We start from the raw sequence: 23809 nt of genomic DNA on the forward strand, positions 1-23809 counted from the left end.
CCGGCTCAGATCGCGCGTTCCCCCTTGCCCAGCACGACGATGCCGCCCTCGCTGACGTGGTAGTGCCCGCGGTCGCGGGCCAGGTCGACGCCGATGTGCGCCCCGGGCGGGACCACGACGTTCTTGTCCAGGATCGCCCGCCGCACCACCGCGCCGCGGCCGACGCGGGCGCCGTCGAGCAGGACCGAGCCCTGCACCACCGCGCCCTGTTCGACGATGACGTCGGGGGAGAGCACCGAGTCGACGACCTGTGCGCCGGAGATGATGCAGCCGTTGCTGACGATCGACTGGTTCGCCGTGCCGCCCTCGACGAACTTCGCCGCCGCGCGCTGGCCGGGGTGGGCGAGGATCGGCCACTTCCGGTTGTAGAGGTTGAAGATCGGGTGCGTCGAAATCAGGTCGGTGTGCGCGTCGTAGTAGCTGTCGATGGTCCCGACGTCACGCCAGTAGCCGTGGTCGCGTTCGGTTTCGCCGGGCACGACGTTGGTGTTGAAGTCGTAGACGGCGGCCTCGCCCGATTTGACCAGCGCCGGGATGATGTCGCGGCCCATGTCGTGGTGCGAGGCGGCGTTTTCGGCGTCGGCGTACAGGGCCTCCAGCATCACCTTCGTGGTGAAGATGTAGTTCCCCATGGACACGTACGCTTCTTCGGGGGAGTCCGGCAGGCCCGGCGGCTCCGCGGGCTTCTCCATGAACGCGTCGATCAGCAGCCCGTCGGTGGTCCGGATGACCCCGAACGAGCTCGCCTCCTTCCGCGGGACGCGGAGCCCGGCGACCGTGACGCCCGCGCCGGACGCGATGTGCGCGTCCAGCATCTGCTTCGGGTCCATGCGGTAGATGTTGTCCGCGCCGAACACCGCGATGTACTCGGGGTTTTCGTCGTGGACCAGGTTGAGGCTCTGGTGGATGGCGTCCGCGCTGCCCTGGTACCAGCGCGGACCCAGCCGCTGCTGCGCCGGCACCGGCGTGACGTACTCGCCGGTCAGCGCGGACAGCCGCCAGGTCGTCGAGATGTGCCGGTCGAGCGAGTGCGACTTGTACTGCGTCAGCACGCACAGCCGCCGGATCCCGCCGTTCACCAGGTTGGAGAGCACGAAGTCGATCAACCGGTGCGTGCCGCCGAACGGCACCGCCGGTTTCGCCCGGTCCGCCGTCAGCGGCATCAGCCGCTTGCCCTCCCCGCCCGCCAGCACGATGCCCAGAACATGGCATTCGCCGATCACAGCGACCTCCCGCACGCTTCGTAGAGGGCGACCGTCCGCTCGGCGATCGCCTTCCAGCCGAACTCGCCGACCGCGCGCTCGCGGCCGGCGGTGCCCATCGCGGCGGCCCGATCCGGGGAGCCCACCACTTCGTTCAGCGCGGCGGCCAGGCCCGCCTCGAACCCCTTCGGATCCTGTTCGTCGTAGTGCACCAGCAGTCCGGTGCGGCCGTCGTCGACGACCTCCGGGATGCCGCCGACGTCGCTGGCGACCACCGGCGTGCCGCACGCCATCGCCTCGAGGTTCACGATGCCGAGCGGCTCGTAGACCGACGGGCAGGCGAACACCGCGGCGTGGGTCAGCAGCTGCACGACCTCGGCGCGCGGCAGCATCTCCGGGATCCAGCGCACGCCGGTGCGGGTCTTCTCCAGCTCGGCGACCAAGCCGCGGAACTCCGCGTCGAGCTCGGGGGTGTCGGCGCCGCCCGCGCACAGCACCAGCTGGGTGCCCGGGTCGAGCTGCGCGCCCGCGCGGACGAGGTGGGGGACGCCCTTCTGCCGCGTGATCCGGCCGACGAACAGCACGTACGGCCGGTCCGGGTCGATGCCGTGCTTGGCCAGCGCTTCGGTGCCCGGGTCGGGGCGGTAGAGCGTGGTGTCGATGCCGTTGTGGATCACGTGCACGCGCTCGGGCGGCACTGCCGGGTAGGCGGCGAGCACGTCCCGGCGCATCCCGCCGCTGACCGCGACGATCGCGTCCGCGGCTTCGTAGGCCTCGCGCTCGATCCACGACGAGACGCGGTAGCCGCCGCCGAGCTGCTCGGCCTTCCACGGCCGCAGCGGCTCCAGCGAGTGCGCGGTGACCACGTGCGGGATCCCGTGCGTCATCTTCGCCAGGTGCCCGGCCAGGTTCGCGTACCAGGTGTGGCTGTGCGCGAGGTCGTGGCCTTCGAGGGCGTTCGCCATGGACACGGCGATGTCCATGGTCGTGAACGCGGGCTGGCGGTAACCGTGGGGATCGGTGTGCCCGGTGGCGTCCGCGCGGTCCGGGCCCCAGCAGTGCACGTCGAGATCGACCAGCGGTCGCAACTCCCGGGCGAGGAACTCCACGTGGACCCCGGCGCCGCCGTAGACCTCCGGCGGGTATTCGCGGGTGAGCAGGCCGACCTTCATGGTCCAAACCCTATGGCCTTTCCCGGCCGCGGTGCAGTCTGGCGTCCAGGCGAATCTTGCGAGTTTTCCGTCACTGCCTCCGCGGGCGGGGTGATCACGGCGCGCGGGTGAGGGTGAAGTGACCGTCGCCCTTCGCCGCGGACCGGACCGGCCAGCTGTCCGGTCCGGTCGCCGGGCCACCGGCGTAGCGCAGCCGGTAGTCCGGCCGGCGCGGCGCGATCGAGGTGTCCAGCCAGTGGTAGTTGACCCGCAGCGCCAGGCTCATCAGCGGGTTCGCCGTCGCGATCCGCTTCTCGATCAGCTGGACCGCCTGCCCGCGGTCGGAGAACTCGTCGAGGATCGGGCACTCGCAGTAGTAGGCGAGGGTGCCGATCTCCCCGGGACTGGCGACGCTCGCCCCCTGCAGCCGCGTGCCGAGTTCGGTCCCGACCCGCGCGTAGTCCCGGGCGCTCGCCCAGTTCCCGAAGACCACCGGCGACGGCCACGGCAGCCCCTGGGCGGCGTCGACCGCGGCGGCGCTCAGCACCAGCACGCCGGTGAGGCCGAGCGCCAGCACGGGCGGGCCGGTCCGCCAGGCCGTCCGCTCGCGCGCCTGGGCGTACCAGGCGCCGAACGCGACGACGGCGAACGAGCTCGTCGCGGTCACCGGAGCCACGTAGTACCAGTGGAACGGGCCGACGCCGAGGAACGAATAGGCGACGTAGTAGAGGATCCCGCCGCCGGCGAGCGCGGCCACCGGGCCGAGCGCGGGGAACTCCGGCCACCGCACGGCGAACCGCGCCGCGGCCCAGCCGGCCAGTGCGACCACGCCGGCCAGGGCGGGCAGGAACGACACCAGCACGGTGACCGGCCAGCCGAGGTAGTACATCATCGGTCCGGTGCTGTAGCTCCACGGCGCGAACAGCCCCGCCTGGAGCTGCTTGATGACGAGCGTGTCGGGCACGAACGACCCGAAGGCGAGCCAGCTCACGAGGAACCACGGCGCGGCCGTCAGCGCGGTGAAGCCGGCGGCGGGCCGCCACCGGCGCCGGATCGCGGGCGTGCTCACCGCGATCACCACCACGAACACGAGGAGGTCGAGGCGGGTGAGGACGGCGAGCCCGCCCACGACGCCGAACCAGGCCGGCCGGCCTTCGAGCGCGCAGACCGCGAGCGCCAGCAGCACGGCCGGGATCAGCAGCACCTCCAGCCCGATGGCCGACAGCACGAACGGGTTGAGCAGGACCAGGGCGATCCCGAGCGGGCCGGCGGCGGCCGGCAGCGCCAGCACCCGGCCGATGCGCTGCCAGGCCCAGCCGAGCGCGGCCCCGCACAGGACGGTCTGGACACCGAGCGCCACGACCGGGTGCGGGTCGCCGGCCACCCGCGTCACCAGGGTCAGCGCGGCGAGGACCAGGACGTTCAGCGGGGACGTCGCGGAGTTGGCGGGCGAGCCGGGGACGATGCCCCACTCGCCGTGCACGGCGAGGTTCCTCGCGTACGCCAGGGTGATGTAGCCGTCGTCGGTGAGACTGCCGCGCACCAGGAGGAAAACCGCGGCGGCCAGCACCGCCCCGAAGGCGGTGGGCAGCCACCGGTCCCGCGCGCTCGTCCGTTCCGGGTTCGTTACAGCCAGCAAACTGCCTACCTCGTGATGCGGAGTTCGCCCGATCGTGTCACGGCCGGTGCGGGTTCGCAGCACCGGTGCATTGTGATCCCGGACTCGGGCCCGCGACCGTCGCGTGCCGGCCGGCGGGCGGCCACAGTGGACGGACCCTCGGACGCGGCCGGTCAGTTCAGTACGGCGCTCGGCCCCGGGGCGTCACCGTTCGCGACCGGTTTCCGGGCGACGGCCGCCCGAGCGGCGGCCGGCCCGGGGTACAGCGGCAGCAGCCGGTCCAAGCCGAGAAACTGCAGCGGCCGGGCGACCGCGGCCTCGCCGGCGGCGATGGCGTAGGGGACGCCCCGCGCGCCGGCGTCGCGGTGGGCCTCGAGCAGCACGCTGAAGACGGCCGAGTCGCAGAAGGTCGTCCCGGTGAGGTCCACGACGACCCCGCGGGCGCCGGCGCGGATGGGGCCCAGCAGCGCGTTTCGCAGGCCGGGCGTGCTGTCGAGGTCGAGCTCGCCGGTGCAGCGGACGGTCACGACGCCGGCGTCGGTCGTGGTGGCGAGGTCGGGCGCGGTGCGGTGGTCGGTCATCGGGTTCCCCTCTTCCTCGAGCGCCTTGGCGGTGGTACCCACGGCGGCCCGAGATCACTCGGCCGGACGCGGCGGAACCACTGCGACATCCGAGGGAAGCCGATGCGCAAGCGTTGCGCGGCGGTATAGCTTGGACCTGGAGGATCGAATCCCCGGCACCTCACCGGCCGCGGCGGATGCCACACCGCCCGGCCGGCCGGATCCGGCCGACGCGGGCCGGATCACCGGCGCCGAGCGGCGCCGAGGGGGACGCGGCCGGCCATCGCCCGCCGCCGCGTCCCCCGCCGCCCGCTCCTGGTCCGGGTTTTGCGCCGGCCATCGCCCCGCCGCCGCGTCCCCTGCTGCCCGCCCTCGGGCCGGGTGTCGGGTTGGCACGGCCGCAGCCGCGGCGCGTCCGGTGTCGCGGAGCCGGTCACCGCGTTCTGTGCGGCCGGTCGCTCGCCTGGCCGGGCTGTCCGGCTGTCCGGCTGTCCGCTTGGCCGCGCCCTGCCGCCGGTCCGGTCGTCGCGTTGCCGCCGCGTCCTCCGCTGCCGCTGGGGTTGCCGCGTCGCCCTGCCGCGTCTTGTGCTGCCGTTTCCGGGCGCCGCATCGCCGCCGCCTGCGCCCGCTGTGCCCGCCGTGAGGCTGCCGTTGCGGCCCGTCTCTTCGTCGTGTCGCCGCCGGTCAGCTGCCCGCATCGCTAAACTTCGGCCGTTCGCCGTCCGCGAGGCGAAGGGACACGGTGGAATCCGAGAACGTCGACGCGCCGCCCGGCGCAGGAGCCTGGGCGCCCGGCAAGGTGGCCGAGCTGCTCGGCGTGTCGCCGGTGACCCTGCGCAGCTGGAGCGCGCGGTACGGGATCGGCCCGCCCGCCGGCACCGGACGGCACCGCCGCTACTCCGACGCCGACGTCCGCCGCCTGCAGCACATGCAGCGGCTCGTCGCGCGGGGGATGCCCGTGCGGGAAGCGGCCGCGGCGGCGTTCGGGAGCTCGCCTGCCGAACTCGAGGTGCCGCCCTCCCGCCGCGCGCGTGAACTCGCGGACGCCGCGGAACAGCTGCAGTACGCCTCGGTCGCCGGGCTGCTGGACGAAACGCTGGGCACCCTGGGCCCGGCCGCCGCCTGGACCGACGTCTTGGCGCCGGTGCTGCGCGGCCTCGGCGACCGATGGCAGCGCGGCGACGTGTGCTTCGCGACCGAATGGGCGCTGACGTCGGAGATCTCGCTGGCGTTCGAGCGGTTCAGCCGCCGGTTCCCGGCGGCGGTGCCGGGCCGCCCGGTGCTGCTGGCCTGCTGCCCCGCCGAGCGGCACTCCCTCCCGATGGAGGCGCTGCGGGCGACGCTGGCCGAGGCCGCGGTCCCGGTGGCGTACCTCGGTCAGCTCGTGCCGGCGGAGACGGTGGCGGACCTGGCCGCCCGCCTCGACCCGGTCCTGGTGGTGCTGTGGTCCATGGCGCCCCCGACGGCCGACGACCTCCTGGCCGCGCGCATCGGAGACCTCGGGTGCCCGGTGGCCACGGCCGGCCCGGGCTGGGCGCACCTGGGCGACCGCGGCTTCCGGTGGGTCGACGACCTGGCGTCGGCGGTGGAGCTGGCGCTCGGGCACGCGGAGGCGTAGCCGGCCGGGAACCGCTACCGGTGCGTTGCGATGCCAATCTGCGTCGTTCTGGCCGGCGGGACGCCCGACCGGCGACGGCAAGACGCTGTCAGGCTCCACTGTGGACACCCGCGGTCGGCTCCCGGGTGGTGGAAGCGGACGAAATCCGGGACCGATTTCGTCCGCGGCGACGAACTAGGCTGACAGCGTCGCGCCTAGCGTCGGGAGGTGCTCGTTTCGGTGAACCTGCGCCCGCAAGCCAGCCTCGGCCGCGTCCTCGACGACCTGGGCGGCACTCTCCTGGACCTGCTGCTCGGCGACGGCGACCGCCCGGGCGGCATCGGCGGCGTCGCCATCCACGATCCCCTCGACGAGCCCGCGCTGCCGCGGCACGCCCTGGTGCTGGGCGTCGGCCTCGCCGACCCGGCGGAGGTGGTGCGGCAGCTGCGGACCCTGGCCGGCCACGACGCGGCCGGGCTCGTGCTGCGCGCCCCGGTCACGGTGACCGCGGCGGTCACCGCCGCCGTCGAGGAGACCGGCGTCGCCCTGCTGAGCCTGGCCCGGGGCGCGTCCTGGGCCCAGCTCGCCGCCATGCTGCGGTCCCTCCTGGCGGAGGGCGACGTCGGCGACGCCCAGCCGGAGACCCTGGCCGGGCTGCCGTCGGGTGACCTGTTCGCCGTGGCCAACGCGATCGGCGCGCTCATCGACGCGCCGGTCACCATCGAGGACCGGCGGTCCCGCGTGCTGGCGTTCTCGGGACGGCAGGACGAAGCCGACCCGTCGCGGGTCGAGACCATCCTCGGCCGGCAGGTGCCCGAGCGCTTCTCCCGGATGCTGGCCGAACGGGGGGTGTTCCGGGAGCTCTACCGCAGCGATCAGCCGGTGTACGTCGACCAGGTGCCGGAAAGCCCCGACGGCTTCAAGGTCCCCCGGGTGGCCGTCGCGGTCCGCGCGGGCGACGAGATCCTCGGCTCGATCTGGGCGGCGGTGCGCGAGCCGCTGACCGCCGACCGGACGCAGGCGCTCTGCGACGCGGCCCGCCTGGTGGCGCTGCACCTGCTGCGCGTCCGGGCCGGCGCCGACGTCGAACGGCGGCTGCGCGCCGACCTGGTCAGCACGGCGCTGGAAGGCGGGGCCGCCGCGCGGGAAGCTCTGAGCCGGCTCGGTCTGGCCGACCAGCCGGTCGTCGTCCTCGCGCTGGCGGTGCTCGGGAACGGGGCCGCCGACGCCGAGGTCGCGACCGAGCGGCAGCGCCTGGCCGACGGGCTCGCGATGCACCTGAGCGCCGTCCACCCGCGCTGCGCCGCCGCGCTCGTCGGCGACGCCGCCTACGGCCTGGTCCCGGTGACCCGCGACGCCGACGGCGAACGCCGTGCGCTGCGGATCGCCAAGGACTTCCTGGACCGGGTCGGCGACCGGGTCCGGGCCGTGGTCGGCATCGGCCCGGTGGCGCTCAGCGCGGCCGAGCTGCCGGAAGCGCGCGCCAGCGCCGACCGGGCGTTGCGGGTGCTGCGGTCGGGCAGCGGCGCCGGCCGCCGGGTCGCGCTCCTGGCCGACGTGCACGTCGAGGCGCTCCTGCTGGAGCTGCAGGACCTGGTCGCCGCGCGCGGCGACCGCCCGACCGGGCCGGTCGCCCGGCTGCTCGACTACGACGAGCGGCACCACGCCCACCTCGTCTCGACCCTGCGGGCCTGGCTCGACGCCTTCGGCGACGTCATCGCCGCGTCCGCCGCGGTCCACGTGCACCCGAACACCTTCCGCTACCGGCTGCGCCGGCTCGCCGAAGTCGGCGGCTTCGACATGACCGACCCGGAAGCGAGGTTCGCGGCCATGCTCCAGCTCCGCGTCGTGGCCCCACCCGCCCCCTGACTCCCGTGCTCAGAGAGCCGATCACGGTGCGAGCGGGCGGAAACCGGTTGGTGAGCGGGGCCGGGCGTCGTTAGGCTGCGCCGGAACCTGTCCACCGCGTCGAACGAAGGGAGCCGGCCTTGCGTCACCGCATCGCTGTCGCTCCCCGGTCGCGGTCCGAGGTGATCCTGGTGTCTCCGCGTCTTCGGTGCCTGCCGCGCGGCTCGCACCGGAACTCGTGACGCCCTAGGGCGAACGCCCGGCGTCGCGGGGAATCGCGCCGTCCTGATCACCTTGAGTCCATAAAGGACAGTGCTGTGCGTACTCACCACCTCCGCAATCTGGGCATCCTCGCTCATGTCGACGCGGGCAAGACCACCGTCACCGAACGGGTCCTCCACCGCACCGGCGCCACCCACAAGCAGGGCGAGGTCCACGACGGCACCACCGTCACCGACTTCGACCCGCAGGAACGCGACCGCGGCATCACCATCTTCGCCGCGGCCGTCAGCTGCACGTGGGACGGCCACCGGCTCACCCTCATCGACACCCCCGGCCACGTCGACTTCACCGACGAGGTCGAGCGGTCGCTGCGGGTGCTCGACGGCGCCATCGCCGTGTTCGACGCCGTCGCGGGGGTCGAGCCGCAGAGCGAAACCGTGTGGCGGCAGGCCGACCGGCACGGCGTGCCGCGGATCGCGTTCGTCAACAAGCTCGACCGCCCGGGCGCCGACCTCGACGCCGCCGTCGCCTCGATCCGGGCGCGGCTGCACCCGGCACCGCTGGTCGTGCAGTTGCCGATCGGGCGCGAGGACGGCTTCACCGGCGTCGTCGACCTGCTGCACCTGCGGGAGCAGGACGTGCCGGACGGCCTCCGCACCGAGGCTCGCCGCCGTCGCCGGGTGCTGGAGGAAGCCGTAGCCGAGCTGCACCCGGTGGCCCTCGAGGAGTTCTGTGCCACCGGCACGGTTTCGGCGGCAACGCTGGAGAAGGCGCTGCGGGAGCTGACCCTCAGCGGCGACGGGCTCGTCGTGCTGTGCGGGGCGGCCTACCGCGACCGCGGGATCGAGCCGCTGCTCGACGCCGTCGTGGCGTACCTGCCGTCGCCGGCGGACGTCCCGCCGGTGCGGGCCGACCGGCCCGCCGACCCGGCCGCGCCGCTGGCCGCGCTGGTGTTCAAGGTCGTCTCGACGGCCACGGGACGGCTCACGTACCTGCGGGTGTACTCGGGAACGCTGCGGAAGGGAGACCAGGTGACGGACGCCGGACGCACCGAACGCATCGCGCGTGTGCTGCGCGTGCAGGCCGACCGGCATTCCGAAGTGGACAGTGCGGTGGCCGGCGACATCGTCGCGGTGGCCGGGCCCAAGGCGGCGCGCGTCGGCGCCACCCTCTGCGCGCCCGGCGATCCGGTGCTGCTGGAGCCGCCGGTGACGGCGGACCCGGTGGTTTCGGTGGCGGTCGAAGCGCGGCGGGCGGGCGACGGCGAGCGGCTGACGTCGGCCCTCGCGCGGCTGGCCGAGGAGGACCCGTCGCTGGTCGTGCGGGTCGATCCGGAGACCGGCCAGACGGTGCTGTCCGGCTTGGGCGAACTGCACCTGGAGGTGGCGGTGGAGAAGCTCCGGCGCGACCGCGGCCTGGCGGTCGCGGTGGGCCGTCCGGAGGTCGCGCACCGCGAGACCGTGGTCCGCGGCGTGACCGGGCTGGTCTACCGCCACGTCAAGCAGGACGGCGGGGCGGGCCAGTTCGCCCACGTGGTCCTGGACGTCTCGCCGGCTCCGGAGGGGTTCGAGTTCGCCTCGGCGGTCGTCGGCGGCCGGGTGCCGCGCGAGTACGTCCGCGCGGTCGAAGCCGGCTGCCGGGACGCACTGGCCGAGGGACCGCTGGGCGGCCATCCGGTGACGGGCCTGCGCGTGACGCTGACCGACGGGGCGACGCACCCGAAGGACTCGTCGGAGCTGGCGTTCCGGACGGCGGGCCGGCTCGGGCTGCGGGAGGCGTTGCGCTCGTCGGTCCTGCGGCTGCTCGAGCCGGTGGCGGAGGTCGTGGTGACGGTGCCGTCCGACGCGGTCGGCGGCGTGCTCGGCGACCTCGCCGCCCGCCGGGGCCGGGTGGCGGGCTCGGTGGTGCGGACGGGCACGGCGGTGGTGACGGCGACAGTGCCGGTGGCGGAGCTGTTCGGCTACGCGAACCGGCTGCGGAGCCGGACACAGGGCCGGGGGACGTTCACCGCGCGGCCGGCGGGGTTCGCGCCGGTGCCGTGAGGTCGAGGGTGGCGGGCCGGGGAAATCCCGGCTCGCCACCCGGATCACGGGCAGTTCACCCGCGGGGCAGCGACTCCACCCCGGCCAGCAGCCGGTCCACGTCTTCCTCCGTCGTGTACGGCGCGATCCCCGCCCGCACCGCGCCGGTGTCACCCAGACCCAGATGCCGCGAACACTCGATCGCGTAGAAACTCCCCGCCGGGGCATTGACCCCTTGCGCGCCAAGGTGTTCGTACACCGCCTGGGAGGCGACCCCGGCCACGGAAAACAACACCGTCGGGGTCCGGTGGCGCTCCGGCGAGCCGTACCGGGTGACTCCCGGCAGGGCAGCCAGACCAGCGTCGAGGCGAGCCAGCAGCGCGTTCTCGTGCGACTCCAACGCCGCCATCGACTCCAGCAGGCGCGAACGGCGCGAGCCGGTACCCGGCACCAGTCCGGCGAGGAAGTCGATCGCCGCCGTCGTGCCCGCGAGCAGTTCGTAGGGCAGCGTACCGAGCTCGAACCGCTCCGGGACGGCGTCGGTCGACGGCAGCAGCTTGTCCGGGTGCAGCGTCTCGAGCAGGGCCGGCGCCGCCGCCACCAGCCCGAGGTGCGGGCCGAGGAACTTGTACGGCGAACACGCGTAGAAATCGGCCCCGAGCGCCGTGACGTCGACCGCCGCGTGCGGGGTCAGGTGGACGCCGTCGACGTACAGCAGCGCCCCGGCGTCGTGCACCTCCGCCGCGATCGCCGGGATGTCCGGCCGGGTGCCCAGCAGGTTCGACGCCGCCGTCACCGCGACCAGCCGCGTCCGCTCCGACAGCAGCGGGCCGACCGCGGCGAGTTGTCCCGTCTCAGGGGAGAAATCCACCCAGCGCACGGTGGCGCCGGTCTGGACCCACGGCCGGATATTGGCGTCGTGGTCGAGCCGGGTGACGACGACTTCGTCGCCGGGACCCCAGTTCCGGGCCAGCGTGCGGGAGAAGTCGTAGGTCAGCTGGGTCATGCTGCGGCCGAAGACGACGCCGGCCGGGTCGGCGGCGAGCAGGTCGGCGACGGCCTGCCGGGTTTCGGCGACGACCGTGCTCGCCCGGCGCTCGGCGGCCGTGACGACGCCGCGGTTGGCGATCGCGGCGCAGAGCGTGCCGGCCACCGCCTCCCCGACGACGTCGGGCACCTGGGAGCCGCCGGGTCCGTCGAAGTGGGCGGCGCCGCCGTCGAGGGCGGGGAAGTGCTCGCGGATCGTCCGCACGTCGTAGGTCACGGCGCCAGCATGCCGAACGGTCAGGATCTCCGCAGCGGTGCGGCCGCGGTGGCGGGCAGCTGCGGCGGTGCGGCCACGGGCCGCCGGACCGGGGCCGGCTGCCGCAGGTACCGGCGCAGCCGCTGCGTCGGCTTTTCGACGTAGCTCCACGACAGCTGGCCGACCAGGTAGGACGCGGGCACCGCCAGCAGGATGAGCAGCCACACCTGCCGCACCCCGCCGAGGATGAGCAGCTGCTGGATCGGGAAGCCCCAGATGTAGGTGCCGTAGCTGCCGTAGGCGTACGGGCCGCCGGCCTCCAGCTTCCGCGGCCAGTGCGTCGCGAGCGTGATCGCGCCGTACGCCGCGCTGAGCGCCAGCGCGTACCGGCTCACCGGCGTCTGGCTCAGCCCCAGGTACGCGGCGAAGAGGACGAGCGCCACCCACGGCTTGAGCGGGATCCGGTCGCGGTAGGCGTGCAGCACCACCCCGATGACGAACGGCACCAGGAACGACACCGTCGACCCGATCGGGACGACCAGCAGCGAGCCGCCCGCCCCGTGGTACTCGAACGTCGCCCGCAGCACGCTGTCGGTGTAGACCATGCCGCCGAGGACGAGCAGCAGGAACCAGCGCGGCACGCCGATCAGCACGATCACGCCGGCCACGAGGACCAGCCCGTAGCCGAGCAGCTCCATCGGCAGCGTCCAGAGCGCGCCGTTCACCGAAAACGGGTACGGATTGCCGGCGAACACCCCGGGCAGGGTGTGCTGCATGTAGAACAGCACGGTCGTGCCGACGAGGTAGCGCCACGTCTGGATGTGCGTCCAGTAGTCGTGGGCCGGCCACGTCGTCACCAGCGGGCCGATGACGAACACCGTCACCAGCAGCACCACGACCAGCGGCGGCATGATCCGCAGCAGCCGCCGCGCGGCGAACCGCCACCACGACGGGTCGCGCGCCCAGCTGTCCTGGATCTGGTAGCCGCTCATCGCGAAGAAGCCCATCAGCGCGATGTACCCCGGCGACATGTGCCAGGAGGCGGGGAAGATCGTCAGCCGCTGCGGGTGCAGCAGCGGCATGCTGTGGTCGACGATCACCGTGATCGCGCCGATCATCCGCAGCCACGCGAAACCGGTGTTGGGATTGGCGTGAATTTTCGACGAACCCGGCACGAACCCAGATGCTAGCCCATCCGGGCGCGCCGCTTGCCCCGAACGCCCGGAAACTCAGCGGCCGCGGTTGCGCGGGTGCTCACGCGCCCGGCGTTCGTTGCCGTGCTTGTAATTCCCGGTCACGCGGGCCATCAGCAGCTGCTGGTCGTCCCCCCGCGCCACCGCGGCCAGGAACCGCGCGGCGGCGGCCCCGCGCAGGGTCCCGGCGGGACGGCCGTGGTGGGTGATCGCCACGGTGCCGTCCTCGTCGCGGTAGGCGAAGCCGTCCGGAGTCCCCATCTGCCCAGGGTGGCACGGACGGCAACCGGTTTTCCCCGGGTCGTTTCGGGGGTTTTCCGGATGGTGCCCGCGCCGGGACCCGACAGAATGCGACGGGTGACCGGAGGGGGAGCAGGGGTGCGGGACAAGCTGGGGAACAAGTACGTGCTGCTCGGGGCGCAGCTGCTCGTCCTGGTGGCGGTGCTCGTGTCGTACAACGGCGGGCGGTGGCGGTTTCCCGCGTACCGCGTCGACCTCGACGTCTACCGCCTCGGCTCGGCGGCGCTGCTGCACGGCCGAGCTCTGTACGGCACGCTACCGCCCACCGGCGACGGCCAGTTCCTGCTCTTCACCTACCCGCCGTTCGCGGCGATCGTGCTGGCCCCGCTCGCGCTGCTGCCGTACTGGGCCGCCTGCCTCCTGCTCACCCTGCTCACGCTCGGCGTACTGGCGCTGGTGCTGGTGACGGTGCTGCGCGCGCTCGGCGTGCGGTGCGACTGGCAGCGGGTCGCGGCGCTGCTGCCGGCCGCGGAGGTGCTGGAACCGGTGCTGCGCACGCTGTACGCCGGCCAGATCGACCTGCTGCTGCTGGCGCTCGTCGTGCTGGACGTCCTGGTGGACACCCCGCGGTGGCCACGCGGCCTGCTGATCGGTCTGGCCGCCGCGGTGAAGCTGACCCCGGCGGTGTTCCTGCTGTACTTCCTGCTCCGCCGGGACGGCCGGGCCGCGGTGACCGCCGTCGTGACGTTCCTGACCGTGACGGCGCTGGGCTTCCTGCTCGCCGGCGCGGATTCGGTGCGGTACTGGACAGCCGCGCTGTGGGACACCGGCCGCGTCGGCGAGCCGACCTACGCCGGTGACCAGTCGCTGCTCGGGCTGCTCGCCAGGGCCGGGGTGCCGTCGGACGCGCGGACCGCGTGGTGGCTGCCGCTGGTGGCTGTGGTGCTCGTGCTGACCGCGCTGGGCGTGCGGCGCGCGCTGGCGGCGGGGGAGACCACCGTCGCGCTCGGCCTGAACGCGGTCGGCGGGCTGCTGGTCTCGCCGATCTCCTGGACCCACCACTGGGTCTGGGCCGTGGTCGTCCTGCTCGGCTGGGCGGAGCTGGCCCGCCGCACCCGGCGGCGCGGATTCGCGGTTCTGGCCGGCGCCGGCGCGGTGCTGTTCGTCGCGGGTCCGCAGTGGTGGTGGCCGCGCGGCGGGGAGGTGGAACGGCAGTGGAACTTCGTCCAGCAGCTCACCGGCAACGGCTATGTCCTTTTCGGACTCGCGGTGCTCGTCACGGCGGTGCTGGTGCGGTTCCCCCGGCGGGACGACGTCCTCAGCGGCGCCGTTCCGGCCGGCGCCACAGCCAGCCCGCGCCGAGGATGAGCATCGCCGTGCCGAGCGCCAGGTCGAGGCAGACGCCCGCGGTGTTCAGCGGCAGCACGTCGGTGACCGCGTGCGGCAGGGGGAGCAGCCCGGCGAGCCCGGCCACGGCGTAACAGGCGCCGGCGACGATCAGGAACCGGGCCGCCAGCCGCGGGGAGCGCGTGCAGAACACCGCGGCGACGCCGGTCAGCAGGTGCACCAGCGTCCACACCCCGGACACGGCGACCAGGCCGAACAGCACACGGGGACCGCCCGCGGTCGGCACCCCCGCCATCAGCTCCAGCGCCGCGAGGACGAGGAACAGCAGGCCGATCAGCATGCCCATGCCCTGGACGGGGGCGGGGCCCCGCCGGGGCACCCGGGTCTCGGGTTCGGTGGCCGTCATGTCTTCCGGATTCCCCGTACGGACCCGTTTGATGCACGGTTGCGGCGGTTGGTCCGGTACCGGACGGGTAACCGGGCCGACCGGACCCCCAGAGGAGTCAGCCGATGACCGAGTACCGCCACACCGTGACCGCCGACGTCCCCGCCGACGAGCTGTTCGCGTTCCTGAGCCACCCCGAGAACCTGCCGCGCTACTTCCCGGAGATGAAGGTCGCCGAGCCCCAGGGCGGGGACAGCGTCCACGTCGAGGCCGAGGTGCACGGCCGGCGCGTCGCCGGGGAGGCGTGGCTGCACACCGACCCGGCGACCCGGTCGCTGAAGTGGGGTGCGGAGGGCCCCGACGACTACCACGGCGAACTGCGCATCCGCGACGACGGCCCGGCGTCCTCGGAGATCACCGTCACGCTGCACAGCGTCCGCGAGGCGGACGGGGACGAGGTCCAGCAGGGCCTCGAACGCACGGTGGCCGCGATGACGCACGCCGCGTCCGCCGACGCCGACGTCGAGGCGGCCGAAGGTCAGGGCGGCTGGACCTCCTACGACGACAAGAGGGACTCGTCGAGCTGAGGCGGGAACGGCCCGTAGGCGTTGCGGCGGCGCGAACAGCAGGTTGAGCAGCTTCGGGGGCGCGGGCCGCGGCCGCGGCCCGCGCCGAAGCCGTCGGCCGGGAGGCGGAGCGCGACCCCTTCTGATCGTATAACGGCCTATACGGCGGCTCTGCGGAACACAGCAGCCAGGGCGGCGAGCACGAACAGCCCGCCGGCGACGGCCGCGGACACCTGCACGCTCACCGTGCAGGCCGCCCGGGCGGCCGCGACGAGCTCGGCGGCCGACGCCAGACCGCGCGACGCCGCTTCCGCCTGCGCCGGACCGGCCGATGCCAGCTGCCGCACCGCGTCCGGCACGCCGGATGGCACCACCAGGTGCGCCGCGTAGACGGCCGCGGCCAGCGAGCCGAACACCGTCGTGCCCAGGCCCGCGCCCAGCTCGTAGCCCGTCTTCTCGACCGCGGCCGCGCCACCGGCCCGGTCGGCGGGTGCGGCGGACAGGAGCGTGTCCGTGCTCGACGTCAGTGCGATGGCCATCCCGAAACCCGACCCCACCAGCGCGCCGCCGAGCCACCACGGCGACGTCAGCCCGCCCGCCGCCGGGATGCCGAGAGAAGCCGCGGCCAGTGCGAACCCCGCCGTGCGGACCCGGGGGTTGCCGAACCGCTCCAGCAGCGCCGGAGCCACCACGCTGCCCACCGCCGAAGCGCCGAGCACGAGCAACAGCCGCGCGGCCGCGGCGGTCGGGGAGAGGCCGAGCACCACCTGCAGGTACTGGGCGAGCAGCAGGCCGAGCCCGACCAGCGTGCTCATCACCAGCAGCACCCCGCCGGCCGCCGCCGGCACCCCCGGCCGCCGGAACAGGGCCAGGTCGAGCAGGGGAGCGGGAGCCCGCCGCTGGCGGCGCACGAACAGCCCCAGCAGGACGCAGCCGGCCGCCCCCGCCGCGAAGCCGCCCCCCGACGGCCCGATGGCGGCAGCGATCCCGAGGACGCCGCCGGCGGCCAGCACCGCGCTGAGCGCGTCCCACGGCTCCCGCCCGGGTGGGCTCCGCGGCAGCCACCGCAGTGCCGCCGCCACCGCGGCCAGGATCACCGGCGGATTGACCAGGAACGTCGCCCGCCAGCCCCACGCTTCGACGAGCAGCCCGCCGAGCACCGGCCCGAACACCGAGCCGGTCCCGGCGATGCCGCTGCACACCGCGATCGCCGTGCGCCGCCGCCGCTGGTCCGGGTACAGCTCCCGCAGCAGCGACATCGTCACCGGCATGATCATGGCGCCGCCGCAGCCGAGCGCCGCGCGGGCGGCGAGCAGGGCCGGGACGCCGGGGGCGAGTGCGCAGGCGAGCGAGGCCACCCCGAACACCGCGTAGCCGGTGATCAGCACGCGCCGCCGGCCGAAGCGGTCGCCGAGCGTGCCGAACGGCAGGAGCAGCGGCGCCGCGGTGAGCGGGTAGATCGCCACGATCCAGACCTGGGCGGCCGCACCGGGCCGCAGCTGCCGGACGACGTCGGGCAGGGCGACGTGCAGCACGGTCGCGTCGACCGCGACCAGGAAGAGGCCGGCGCCGAGCACGGCCAGCAGCGGCCACGCCCGGACGCCCGCCTGCGTCACGGCCACAGCTGCTCCGCCAGGTGCCGCGCGACGATGTCGACGTGCGGCGGGTCGACCACCGAGAGGTGGTGCGCGGCCACCGGCACGATCTCCAGCCGCGGGCACAGGTCCGCCCACCCCGCCGCGAGGTCGGTGCGGGAGTAGCGGGGTTCCATCGCGAGCCCGGCGGCGTACGGCTCGGTCGCCCGGTACAGCACCACGCGGCCGCCGTAGGGCCGCGGCGTCCCGCGTTCCGCCGCCAGGGTGTCCAAAAAGGACTGGTGCTGGTGGCGCAGCACGCCGGGGCTCAGCAACCCGGCCTCGGCGACCCGTCGCATGGTGAGCTCGATCTGCTCCTCCTCGGGCAAGGGCGCGAGTTCGTCGTGACCGAGGCGGACGGTCCGGCCGTAGGTGCCTTCGACGTAGCCGGTGAAGCGCAGGAACCGCCGTGCCGACGACGCGCGCGGGTCGAGGTCCGGTTCGGGCAGCGGCAGCATGGTGTCGATCAGCGCGACCAGCTCGACGGGTTCGCCCTCGTCCGCGAGCCGCGTGGCGACGCCGTAGGCGAGCGCGCCGCCGAACGACCAGCCGGCGAGGCGATAGGGCCCGTGTGGCCGGCGCGCCCGGACCAGCGGCAGAAGCCGTTCGACACGCTCTTCGATGCCGGCGCCGGGCACGCGTTCGAAGCCGACGCACGGGACTCCGGCGGGCAGCCGGTCCAGCAGCGGGCGGTAGACGGTGCACGTGCTGCCGCCGGGGTGGAACAGCAGCAGCGGTGCGGTCCCCTCGTCGCCCGGCTTGAGGACGTGCACGGGCCCGCGTTCTTCACGCGTGTCGAGGAGGGCTCGCGCAACGTCGGCGACGGCGGCGAGGGAGTCGTGCCGCAGCAGCTCGGCCGGATCGACGGGGGTGTCGAGCTCGGCGGTGAGCCCGTCGGCGAGGAGCCGGGCCAGCTGCTCGGGTTCCCGGGTGCCGGTGAGGCGCGCGTGGGGGCCGGCGGCGTCGGTGCCGGTGTGTTGCCGCCACAGCCGCAGCACGAGCCGGTCGGCGGCGTCCCACGCCCGGCCGCGGGGAGCGAGCTCGCGGCTCAGGTCGGCGAGGGTGGCGCCTCGGAGGACGGCGGCGGTGTCGGGCTCGGTGCCCAGTTCCCGGCGGACGGCTTCGCGGATCCGGTTCGCCATGAGCGAGTCGAGCCCGAGGTCGACGAGGGGAGTGGCGGGGTCGAGGCGGTCGGGGGAGAGTCCCATGATCGCGGCGACGATCTCGGTGAGCCGGTCGCGCCCGGCGGCGTGGGCAAGTGTTGCTCCGGGTCCGGTGGCGCGGTTCGGCATCGCCTCGGGTGCGGCGGTGAGTGCCGCTGTTCCGCCGGGAGCGGCTGACGGACCCGTCTCCGTGTACCAGTGCCGCTCGTGGCGCCAGGGCATCGGCGGCACGTCGGTGAGGCGGGCGTCTTCGTCCGGGGCGGTGAGGGTGATGCGGGTGCCCGCGCAGTACAGCGTCGCCGCGGCCGCCCCGAAGGCGCGGACCTCGTCCTGGCCGCGGCGCAGGGTGCCGGTCACGACCGCGTCGGTGATCCCGGCGGCTGCCAGCGTCCGGGCCAGCGAGCCCCGCAGGATCGGGTGCGGGGACACCTCGACGAACACGCGGTGCCCGTCCGCGGCCGCCGCGGTGACGGCCTGCCGGAACCGCACCGGGCGGCGCACGTGCGCGGCCCAGTAGGCCGCGTCGAAGTCCGGGAGCTCGCGCGGGTCGGTCAGCACGGTGTCGTACCACGGCACCAGCGGCCGCCGCCCGCCCAGCTCGGCCAGTGCGTCGCGCAGGGCGCCGAGGACCGGCTCGACCCCGGACGAATGCCCGGCCACCTCGACGGGCAGCCGGCGCGCGCTCCGCCCGGCGGCCTCGAGTTCCGCGACGAGCCGGTCGAGCACGAGCGCGTCCCCGGCGACGGTGACCTGCCCCGGCGCGGAGTCGACGGCGAGCTCGACACCGGGGTGCGCGGCGAGCTCGTCCGGAGTCAGCTCCACCGCGGCCATCGCCCCGCCCGAGCCGATCGTGCCCAGCAGCCGGGCGCGGGTCGCGACCAGGTGGACGGCCTCGTCGGCGGTCAGCACCCCGCCCACGACGGCCGCGGCCGCGGACCCGAGCGAGTGGCCGACGACGGCGCCGGGCCGGACGCCGAGCGCTTCCCACCGGGCGGCCAGCGCGACCTGCGTGCCGAAGATGGCCAGCTGGGTTTCCGCCAGCGTGCCGGGCGCGGCGCCGGTGAGCAGGGAGCGCAGCGACCGCCCGGCGTGCTCGGTGAAGGGGTCCCCGAGCTTGTCGACCTGAGCGGCGAAGGCGGGTTCGGCGGCCAGGAGGTGCCGGCCCATCCCGGCCCATTGGGATCCGTGCCCGGAGAAGACGAAGACCGGGCCTTCGCCGATGACGGCGGTGCCGGTGACGGCTCCGGCGGGCAGCGGATCGGCGCCGTCCCCGACGGCCCGGAGCAGCGCGGCGAGTTCCCCGTGGTCCGCGGCGACCAGGGCGGCGCGGTGCGGGCCGGCGTTGTCGCGCCGGAAGAGGGTGTGGGTGACGTCGGCGAGGGAGCTCTGCCGCCCGGCGGGGGAGCCGAGCCAATCCGCCAGCTGCGCGGCTCGCTCGGCGAGACGGTCGCGGGTCCGGGCGGAGAGAAGGCCGATCCGGACACCGTCGGGGTGGCCGGCGCCCGGCTGCCTGCGACCCGGGGCGCCGGCGTTGGCCGGCCTGTTGCCGGACCGTGCCGGGCTCGGGGCCGGGGCGCCGAGGAACGGCTGTCCGCCTGTCGCCCGAGCCGGGGCCGGCGGTGCGGCCTCCTCCAGCACCACGTGCGCGTTGGTCCCGCCGAACCCGAAGGCCGACACCCCGGCCGTCGCGTGGCCGGTGTGGCGGGGCCACGGCGTCGGCTCCGTGACCACCCGCAGGCGCAGCTCGTCGAACCGGATGTGCGGGTTCGGCGCCGCGAAGTGCAGCTGAGGCGGCAGCGAGCCGTGCTGCATGGCCAGCACCACCTTGATCAGCCCCGCGATCCCGGCCGCCGCCTCCGCGTGGGCGATGTTCGTCTTCACCGAGCCGATCAGCAGGGGTGCGCTGTCCTCGCGACCCGCGCCCAGCACCGCGCCCAGAGCGCGGGCCTCGATCGGGTCGCCGAGCAGGGTCCCGGTGCCGTGCGCCTCCACATAATCCACAGTGGACGGATCGAGACCGTGGTAGGCCTCCCGCAGCATCGCCTGCTGCGCCGCCGGGTTCGGCGCCGCCAGGCCGTTCGACCGGCCGTCGGAATTGACCACCGTCGAGCGGATCACGGCGAGCACCCGGTCGCCGTCGCACTCGGCGTCCGCCAGCCGCTTGAGCACCACGACGCCGCAGCCCTCGGCGCGCGCGATGCCGTCCGCGCCCGCCGAAAACGTCTTGCAGCGGCCGTCGCCGGCGAGCAGGCCCGCCGCCGCGAACGCCGCCGTCGGGCCGGGCAGCAACATCAGGTTGACCCCGCCGGCCAGGGCCAGGTCGGCGTCGCCGTCGCGCAGCGCGCGCACCGCGTGGTGCACCGCGACCAGCGAAGACGAGCACGCGGTGTCGACCGCCATGCTCGGCCCGCGCAGGTCGTAGACGTAGGACAGCCGGTTGGCCGCGATGCTGCCGGCCGCGCCGGTGGCCGTCCAGAGGTCCGGCGCGCCGCCGGTCATCGTGAGGTGGCCGTAGTCGTGGGTGGCGATCCCGGTGAACACCCCGGTCCGGCTGCCGCGCAGCGACGACGGCGCGATCCCGGCGTGCTCCAGTGCCGCCCAGGTGACCTCCAAGAGCATCCGCTGCTGCGGGTCCATCGTCGCCGCTTCGCGCGGGGTGATGCCGAAGTGCTCGGCGTCGAACCCGGCGACGTCGTCGAGGAAACCACCGGTCACCGGGGCGGCGTCGGCGCTCCAGCGGCCCGGCGGGGCGGTCCGGACGGCGTCCCGCCCGGTGCGCAGCAGGTCCCAGAACTCCTCGGGGCCGTCCGCGCCGGGGAAGCGGCAGCCGAGCCCGACCACCGCGACCGGATCGGTCCGGCGGCGATTCGTGCTCGGGGAGACCTCGGGTTCGTCCGCGCCGGTGAGGCTGCGGGCGAGGTGGTCGATGGTCGGGCTTTCCCACAGCAGCGTCGCGGGCAGCCGCCTGCCGAGCCGCTCTTCGAGCTCGGCGGCGATGCCGACGGCCTGGCGGGAGGACAGGCCGTAGTCGCCGAGCGGGTGGTCGGGCTCGGCCCGGACGCCGGTGTGCTCGGCGACGGTGTCCAGGAGCCAGCGGCGCAGGGTGTCGGTCGTCGGGTCGCTCATCGCGCCAGTGCCTTTCCGTAGTCGCCGGTGAGGTAGCGGTCGCGGCAGGCGGCGCGCGCGATCTTGCCGCTGGAGGTGCGCGGGACCCGCCCGGGCGGGACGAGCAGCACGTCCCGCAGCGCGAGCCCGTGCGCGTCGGAGACCAGCCGCCGGATCGCGGCGGCGAGCGCGCGTTCGGCGGGTTCGGTCAGCTCGGCGCAGGTGCGGTGTTCGGCGACCACGACGACGGCCTCGGTGTCGGCGCCGTCGACCGCGAAGGCGGCGACGCTGCCGGGCCGGATCGCGGGATCGGCCGACGCGGCGGTCGCTTCGACGTCCTGCGGGTAGTGGTTGCGCCCGTCGACGATGATCAGGTCCTTGATCCGGCCGGCGATGTAGAGCTCGCCGTCGTGGCGGACACCCAGGTCGCCGGTCCGCAGCCACGGCCCCTCCGGCAGCGCGCCGGTCAGGCGGGCGCCGAAGGTTTCGGTGCTCTCCAGGGGTTTCTGCCAGTAGCCTTCGCCGACGTTGGGCCCGTGGACCCAGATTTCGCCGACCGAGCCGTCCGGGAGCACGGCGGCGGTTTCCGGATCGACGAGGGCGACGAGCTGCCCCGCCGGGACCCCGCAGGCGACGAGCCGGACGCCGTCTCCGGCCGGCCGCGCGGCGCCCGTGGCGAGGGCGTCGCGGTCGAACGTGGTGACGCGCGGGACCGCGGCGGGGCCGGTGGTGACGAAGACGGTGGCCTCGGCCAGGCCGTACGCCGGGCGGGTCATTTCCGGCCGGTACCCGGCGGCGGCGAAGGTGGTGTGGAAGCGGTCGAGGACGTCCGGGTTGATCGGCTCGGCGCCGTTGACGATCGCGGCGACGCGGCCGAGCCGCAGCCGGGCGCGGTCGGCCTCGCGGATCCGGCTCGCGCAGTAGTGGAAGGCGAAGTTCGGGGCCGCGCTCCAGCTGCCGGCGTGGTCGCCGAGCAGCTCCAGCCAGCGGACCGGCCGTTCGATGAAGGCCAGCGGGTCCATCAGCACCGACCGCAGGCCCAGGGCCAGCGGGGTGATCAGGCCGAGGACGAGGCCCATGTCGTGGAACAGCGGCAGCCACGAGACCGTGGTGGCCGCGGCGGGGTCGAGGCCGAGGCCCCGCACGGCCTGGGTGACGTTGGCGAGCACGTTCGCGTGGGTCAGCACCACTCCGGCCGGGCTGCGGGTCGAACCGGAGGTGTACTGCAGGTAGGCGACGTCGTCCGGGGCCGCGGCGGGCGCCGGCCACGACCGCGCCGGTTCCGGGCGGTCCACCGCGACGACGGCGGTGTCGTCGCCGAGGAATTCCCCGACCCCCGGCCGGGCGGCGGCGGTGGTCACGACGGCCGCGGGAGCGCAGTCGGCGAGGACCGCGGCGAGCCGGCCCGCGTGGCCGGGCAGGCCGGGGTCGAACAGCGGCACCGCGATCGCTCCCGCGGTGATCGCGGCCAGGAAGCCGACGACGTAGTCCGGGCCCTGCGGGCAGAGCACCGCGACCCGGTCGCCCGGCGACACCGGCAGCGCGCTCGCGGCCGCGTCTACGCGCTCGGCCAGCTGCCGCCAGGTGAGGGTGCGCCGCCGCCCGGCGCGGTCGGTGGCGAAGTCGGCGAAGGTCAGGGCGGGGGCGTCGGGGGTGACCGTCGCCCAGTGGCGCAGGCACGCGGTCAGGGTGTCGCCGCCCACCGCCGGGAAGTTGTTCTGGGACATGGGGTTCTCCTTGCGGGTGCTCAGCGGCCCAGCCGCGGGGCCGCGTGCTGCCACGCGGCGACGGCCAATGCGTCGAGGTCGAGGTCGGTCGCTCCGGCGTCGCGGAGCAGGACCAGCACACCGCCGGCGGCGATGGCGACGGTGCGCAAGCGCAGGCCGGCCTGCCCGGCGGGCCGGCCGGGCAGGGTCAGGACCTGCTGGTAGGACAGGGTTTCCGCGCCGGGAACGGCGGGCGGGGTCTCGAGAGTCGTGGTCGAGACGGTGGGGAGGTCCCCGTCGTCGACGGTGAACCGGGCGCAGCGGCGCGCCTGGCCGGCCCAGGCGGTGAGGTCGGGCGGGTGCGGGGTGCGGGCGACGAGCTCGGACAGCTGCCCGCCGGGTACCGCCGTCTGGAAGCCCTGGCCGGTCACCGCGCCGGGGCGCAGCAGCCTGCCGTGGACGATGCCGGCGCACCCGGCATCGTCTTGTCGCTCCGAAGTGGACAGTGCGGTGGCGACGTCGAACACGTCACGGGCCGCGGGCGGCCCGGGGAGCGCCTCGGCGGGCAGCAGGGCGGCCGGGGGCACCGCGGGTGGGCCGGCCACCGGTGCGGGTGGCGCGCCGCTGGCCGGTTTTGCGGGCGAAATGGTCGTCACGGCGGCTGCGGCGATCAGCAGGACGGCGAAACGGGCCGGGGGAAAGCGAATTCGGGCAGCCATGGACAACCCTTCCGGGAGCTTTTCGGGGGAAGTGTGGCCCCTGCACTGGAACCCTTCGCCGGGGGAGGCGTCAACGGACGTCCGGCCCCGGCGGCCCAGCGAAGACTACGCTCGGCAAACGGTTACCGGAAGCACCTCAAGACGGCGTAAACATTCTCGTGCACACCGCGTGAGCTGCAGAATTGCAGGTTACTGGCGAGTTCGGCCCGGCGTTGTGGCACGCCCGTCCGAGATTGGTCACTCTGCGCGACGGGCGCCTCACCCGCGCGGGGGAGTTTGTTTTCCTTTC

At 74.7% G+C, this 23809-nt stretch carries 17 protein-coding genes; 5 read left to right on the top strand and 12 right to left on the bottom strand.

The genetic code is table 11. From position 1 onward, the window contains the following. Window positions 1–5 precede the first annotated feature (5 nt). The 4 genes from glgC to AB0M80_RS35820 all read right to left on the bottom strand — a co-directional run bounded on the left by glgC (window position 6) and on the right by AB0M80_RS35820 (window position 4552). Complete coding sequence (gene glgC / locus AB0M80_RS35805; protein ID WP_364573960.1) at window positions 6–1223, bottom strand: glucose-1-phosphate adenylyltransferase; 1218 nt, start codon at window positions 1221–1223, stop codon at window positions 6–8. After that, entirely contained in the window at window positions 1220–2374 is a 1155-nt protein-coding gene (gene glgA, locus AB0M80_RS35810) for a glycogen synthase (protein WP_364573810.1), read from the bottom strand. The genes glgC and glgA overlap by 4 nt, the downstream gene beginning before the upstream one ends. Before the next feature lie 94 nt (window positions 2375–2468). Then, on the bottom strand, window positions 2469–3992 hold the full coding sequence (locus AB0M80_RS35815; RefSeq protein ID WP_364573812.1) for a hypothetical protein: 1524 nt from the start codon (window positions 3990–3992) through the stop codon (window positions 2469–2471). A 152-nt stretch (window positions 3993–4144) separates the two neighbouring features. Beyond that, complete coding sequence (locus tag AB0M80_RS35820) at window positions 4145–4552, bottom strand: STAS domain-containing protein (protein WP_364573814.1); 408 nt, start codon at window positions 4550–4552, stop codon at window positions 4145–4147. Window positions 4553–5273: 721 nt separating this feature from the next. On the opposite strand from AB0M80_RS35820, the gene AB0M80_RS35825 reads away from it, so the two are divergent. From AB0M80_RS35825 to fusA, 3 genes are all read left to right on the top strand, one after another. Continuing rightward, on the top strand, window positions 5274–6149 hold the full coding sequence (locus tag AB0M80_RS35825; RefSeq protein ID WP_364573816.1) for a MerR family transcriptional regulator: 876 nt from the start codon (window positions 5274–5276) through the stop codon (window positions 6147–6149). Between the two features lie 207 nt (window positions 6150–6356). Further along, a complete protein-coding gene (locus AB0M80_RS35830) occupies window positions 6357–7997 on the top strand; it encodes a helix-turn-helix domain-containing protein (protein WP_364573818.1) in 1641 nt (546 codons plus the stop codon). A 281-nt stretch (window positions 7998–8278) separates the two neighbouring features. Further along, entirely contained in the window at window positions 8279–10240 is a 1962-nt protein-coding gene (gene fusA, locus AB0M80_RS35835; RefSeq protein ID WP_364573962.1) for an elongation factor G, read from the top strand. A 55-nt stretch (window positions 10241–10295) separates the two neighbouring features. On the opposite strand, the gene AB0M80_RS35840 is transcribed toward fusA, so the two are convergent. The 3 genes from AB0M80_RS35840 to AB0M80_RS35850 are packed head-to-tail and all read right to left on the bottom strand — an operon-like array spanning window position 10296 to window position 12916. Further along, window positions 10296–11483 carry a cysteine desulfurase-like protein gene (locus AB0M80_RS35840; RefSeq protein WP_364573820.1) on the bottom strand — a complete coding sequence of 396 codons (1188 nt, stop codon included), beginning with the start codon at window positions 11481–11483 and terminating at the stop codon, window positions 10296–10298. 20 nt (window positions 11484–11503) lie between these two features. Beyond that, on the bottom strand, window positions 11504–12637 hold the full coding sequence (locus AB0M80_RS35845; RefSeq protein WP_364573822.1) for an acyltransferase: 1134 nt from the start codon (window positions 12635–12637) through the stop codon (window positions 11504–11506). Between the two features lie 54 nt (window positions 12638–12691). Beyond that, window positions 12692–12916, bottom strand: coding sequence for a hypothetical protein (locus AB0M80_RS35850; protein ID WP_364573824.1), 225 nt, complete (start codon window positions 12914–12916; stop codon window positions 12692–12694). Between the two features lie 96 nt (window positions 12917–13012). Between AB0M80_RS35850 and AB0M80_RS35855 the strand changes: the two genes are divergently transcribed. Further along, window positions 13013–14263, top strand: a complete 1251-nt coding sequence (locus AB0M80_RS35855; RefSeq protein ID WP_364573826.1) for a glycosyltransferase 87 family protein — start codon at window positions 13013–13015, stop codon at window positions 14261–14263. Here the strand turns inward: AB0M80_RS35855 and AB0M80_RS35860 are convergent. After that, the gene (locus tag AB0M80_RS35860) at window positions 14214–14648 is read right to left on the bottom strand and encodes a DUF4383 domain-containing protein (RefSeq protein WP_364573828.1); all 435 of its coding nucleotides are present in this window, start codon (window positions 14646–14648) and stop codon (window positions 14214–14216) included. The genes AB0M80_RS35855 and AB0M80_RS35860 overlap by 50 nt on opposite strands. Before the next feature lie 104 nt (window positions 14649–14752). On the opposite strand from AB0M80_RS35860, the gene AB0M80_RS35865 reads away from it, so the two are divergent. Beyond that, window positions 14753–15214, top strand: coding sequence for an SRPBCC family protein (locus tag AB0M80_RS35865; protein ID WP_364573830.1), 462 nt, complete (start codon window positions 14753–14755; stop codon window positions 15212–15214). 137 nt (window positions 15215–15351) lie between these two features. Here AB0M80_RS35865 and AB0M80_RS35870 read toward each other — a convergent pair whose 3' ends face one another. Genes AB0M80_RS35870 through AB0M80_RS35885 form a run of 4 tightly spaced genes read right to left on the bottom strand, consistent with a single transcriptional unit; the run spans window position 15352 to window position 23520 of the window. Continuing rightward, window positions 15352–16815 carry an MFS transporter gene (locus AB0M80_RS35870; protein ID WP_364573832.1) on the bottom strand — a complete coding sequence of 488 codons (1464 nt, stop codon included), beginning with the start codon at window positions 16813–16815 and terminating at the stop codon, window positions 15352–15354. Beyond that, window positions 16806–21116 (bottom strand): type I polyketide synthase, encoded by a 4311-nt coding sequence (locus AB0M80_RS35875; protein ID WP_364573834.1) that lies wholly within the window; start codon window positions 21114–21116, stop codon window positions 16806–16808. Before AB0M80_RS35875 ends, AB0M80_RS35870 begins: the two co-directional genes overlap by 10 nt. Continuing rightward, entirely contained in the window at window positions 21113–22822 is a 1710-nt protein-coding gene (locus AB0M80_RS35880; protein WP_364573836.1) for a fatty acyl-AMP ligase, read from the bottom strand. Before AB0M80_RS35880 ends, AB0M80_RS35875 begins: the two co-directional genes overlap by 4 nt. A 20-nt stretch (window positions 22823–22842) precedes the next feature. Further along, window positions 22843–23520 (bottom strand): hypothetical protein, encoded by a 678-nt coding sequence (locus AB0M80_RS35885; protein ID WP_364573838.1) that lies wholly within the window; start codon window positions 23518–23520, stop codon window positions 22843–22845. Window positions 23521–23809 lie beyond the last annotated feature (289 nt).

The organism is Amycolatopsis sp. NPDC051045, assembly GCF_040682955.1.
Lineage (GTDB): Bacteria > Actinomycetota > Actinomycetes > Mycobacteriales > Pseudonocardiaceae > Amycolatopsis.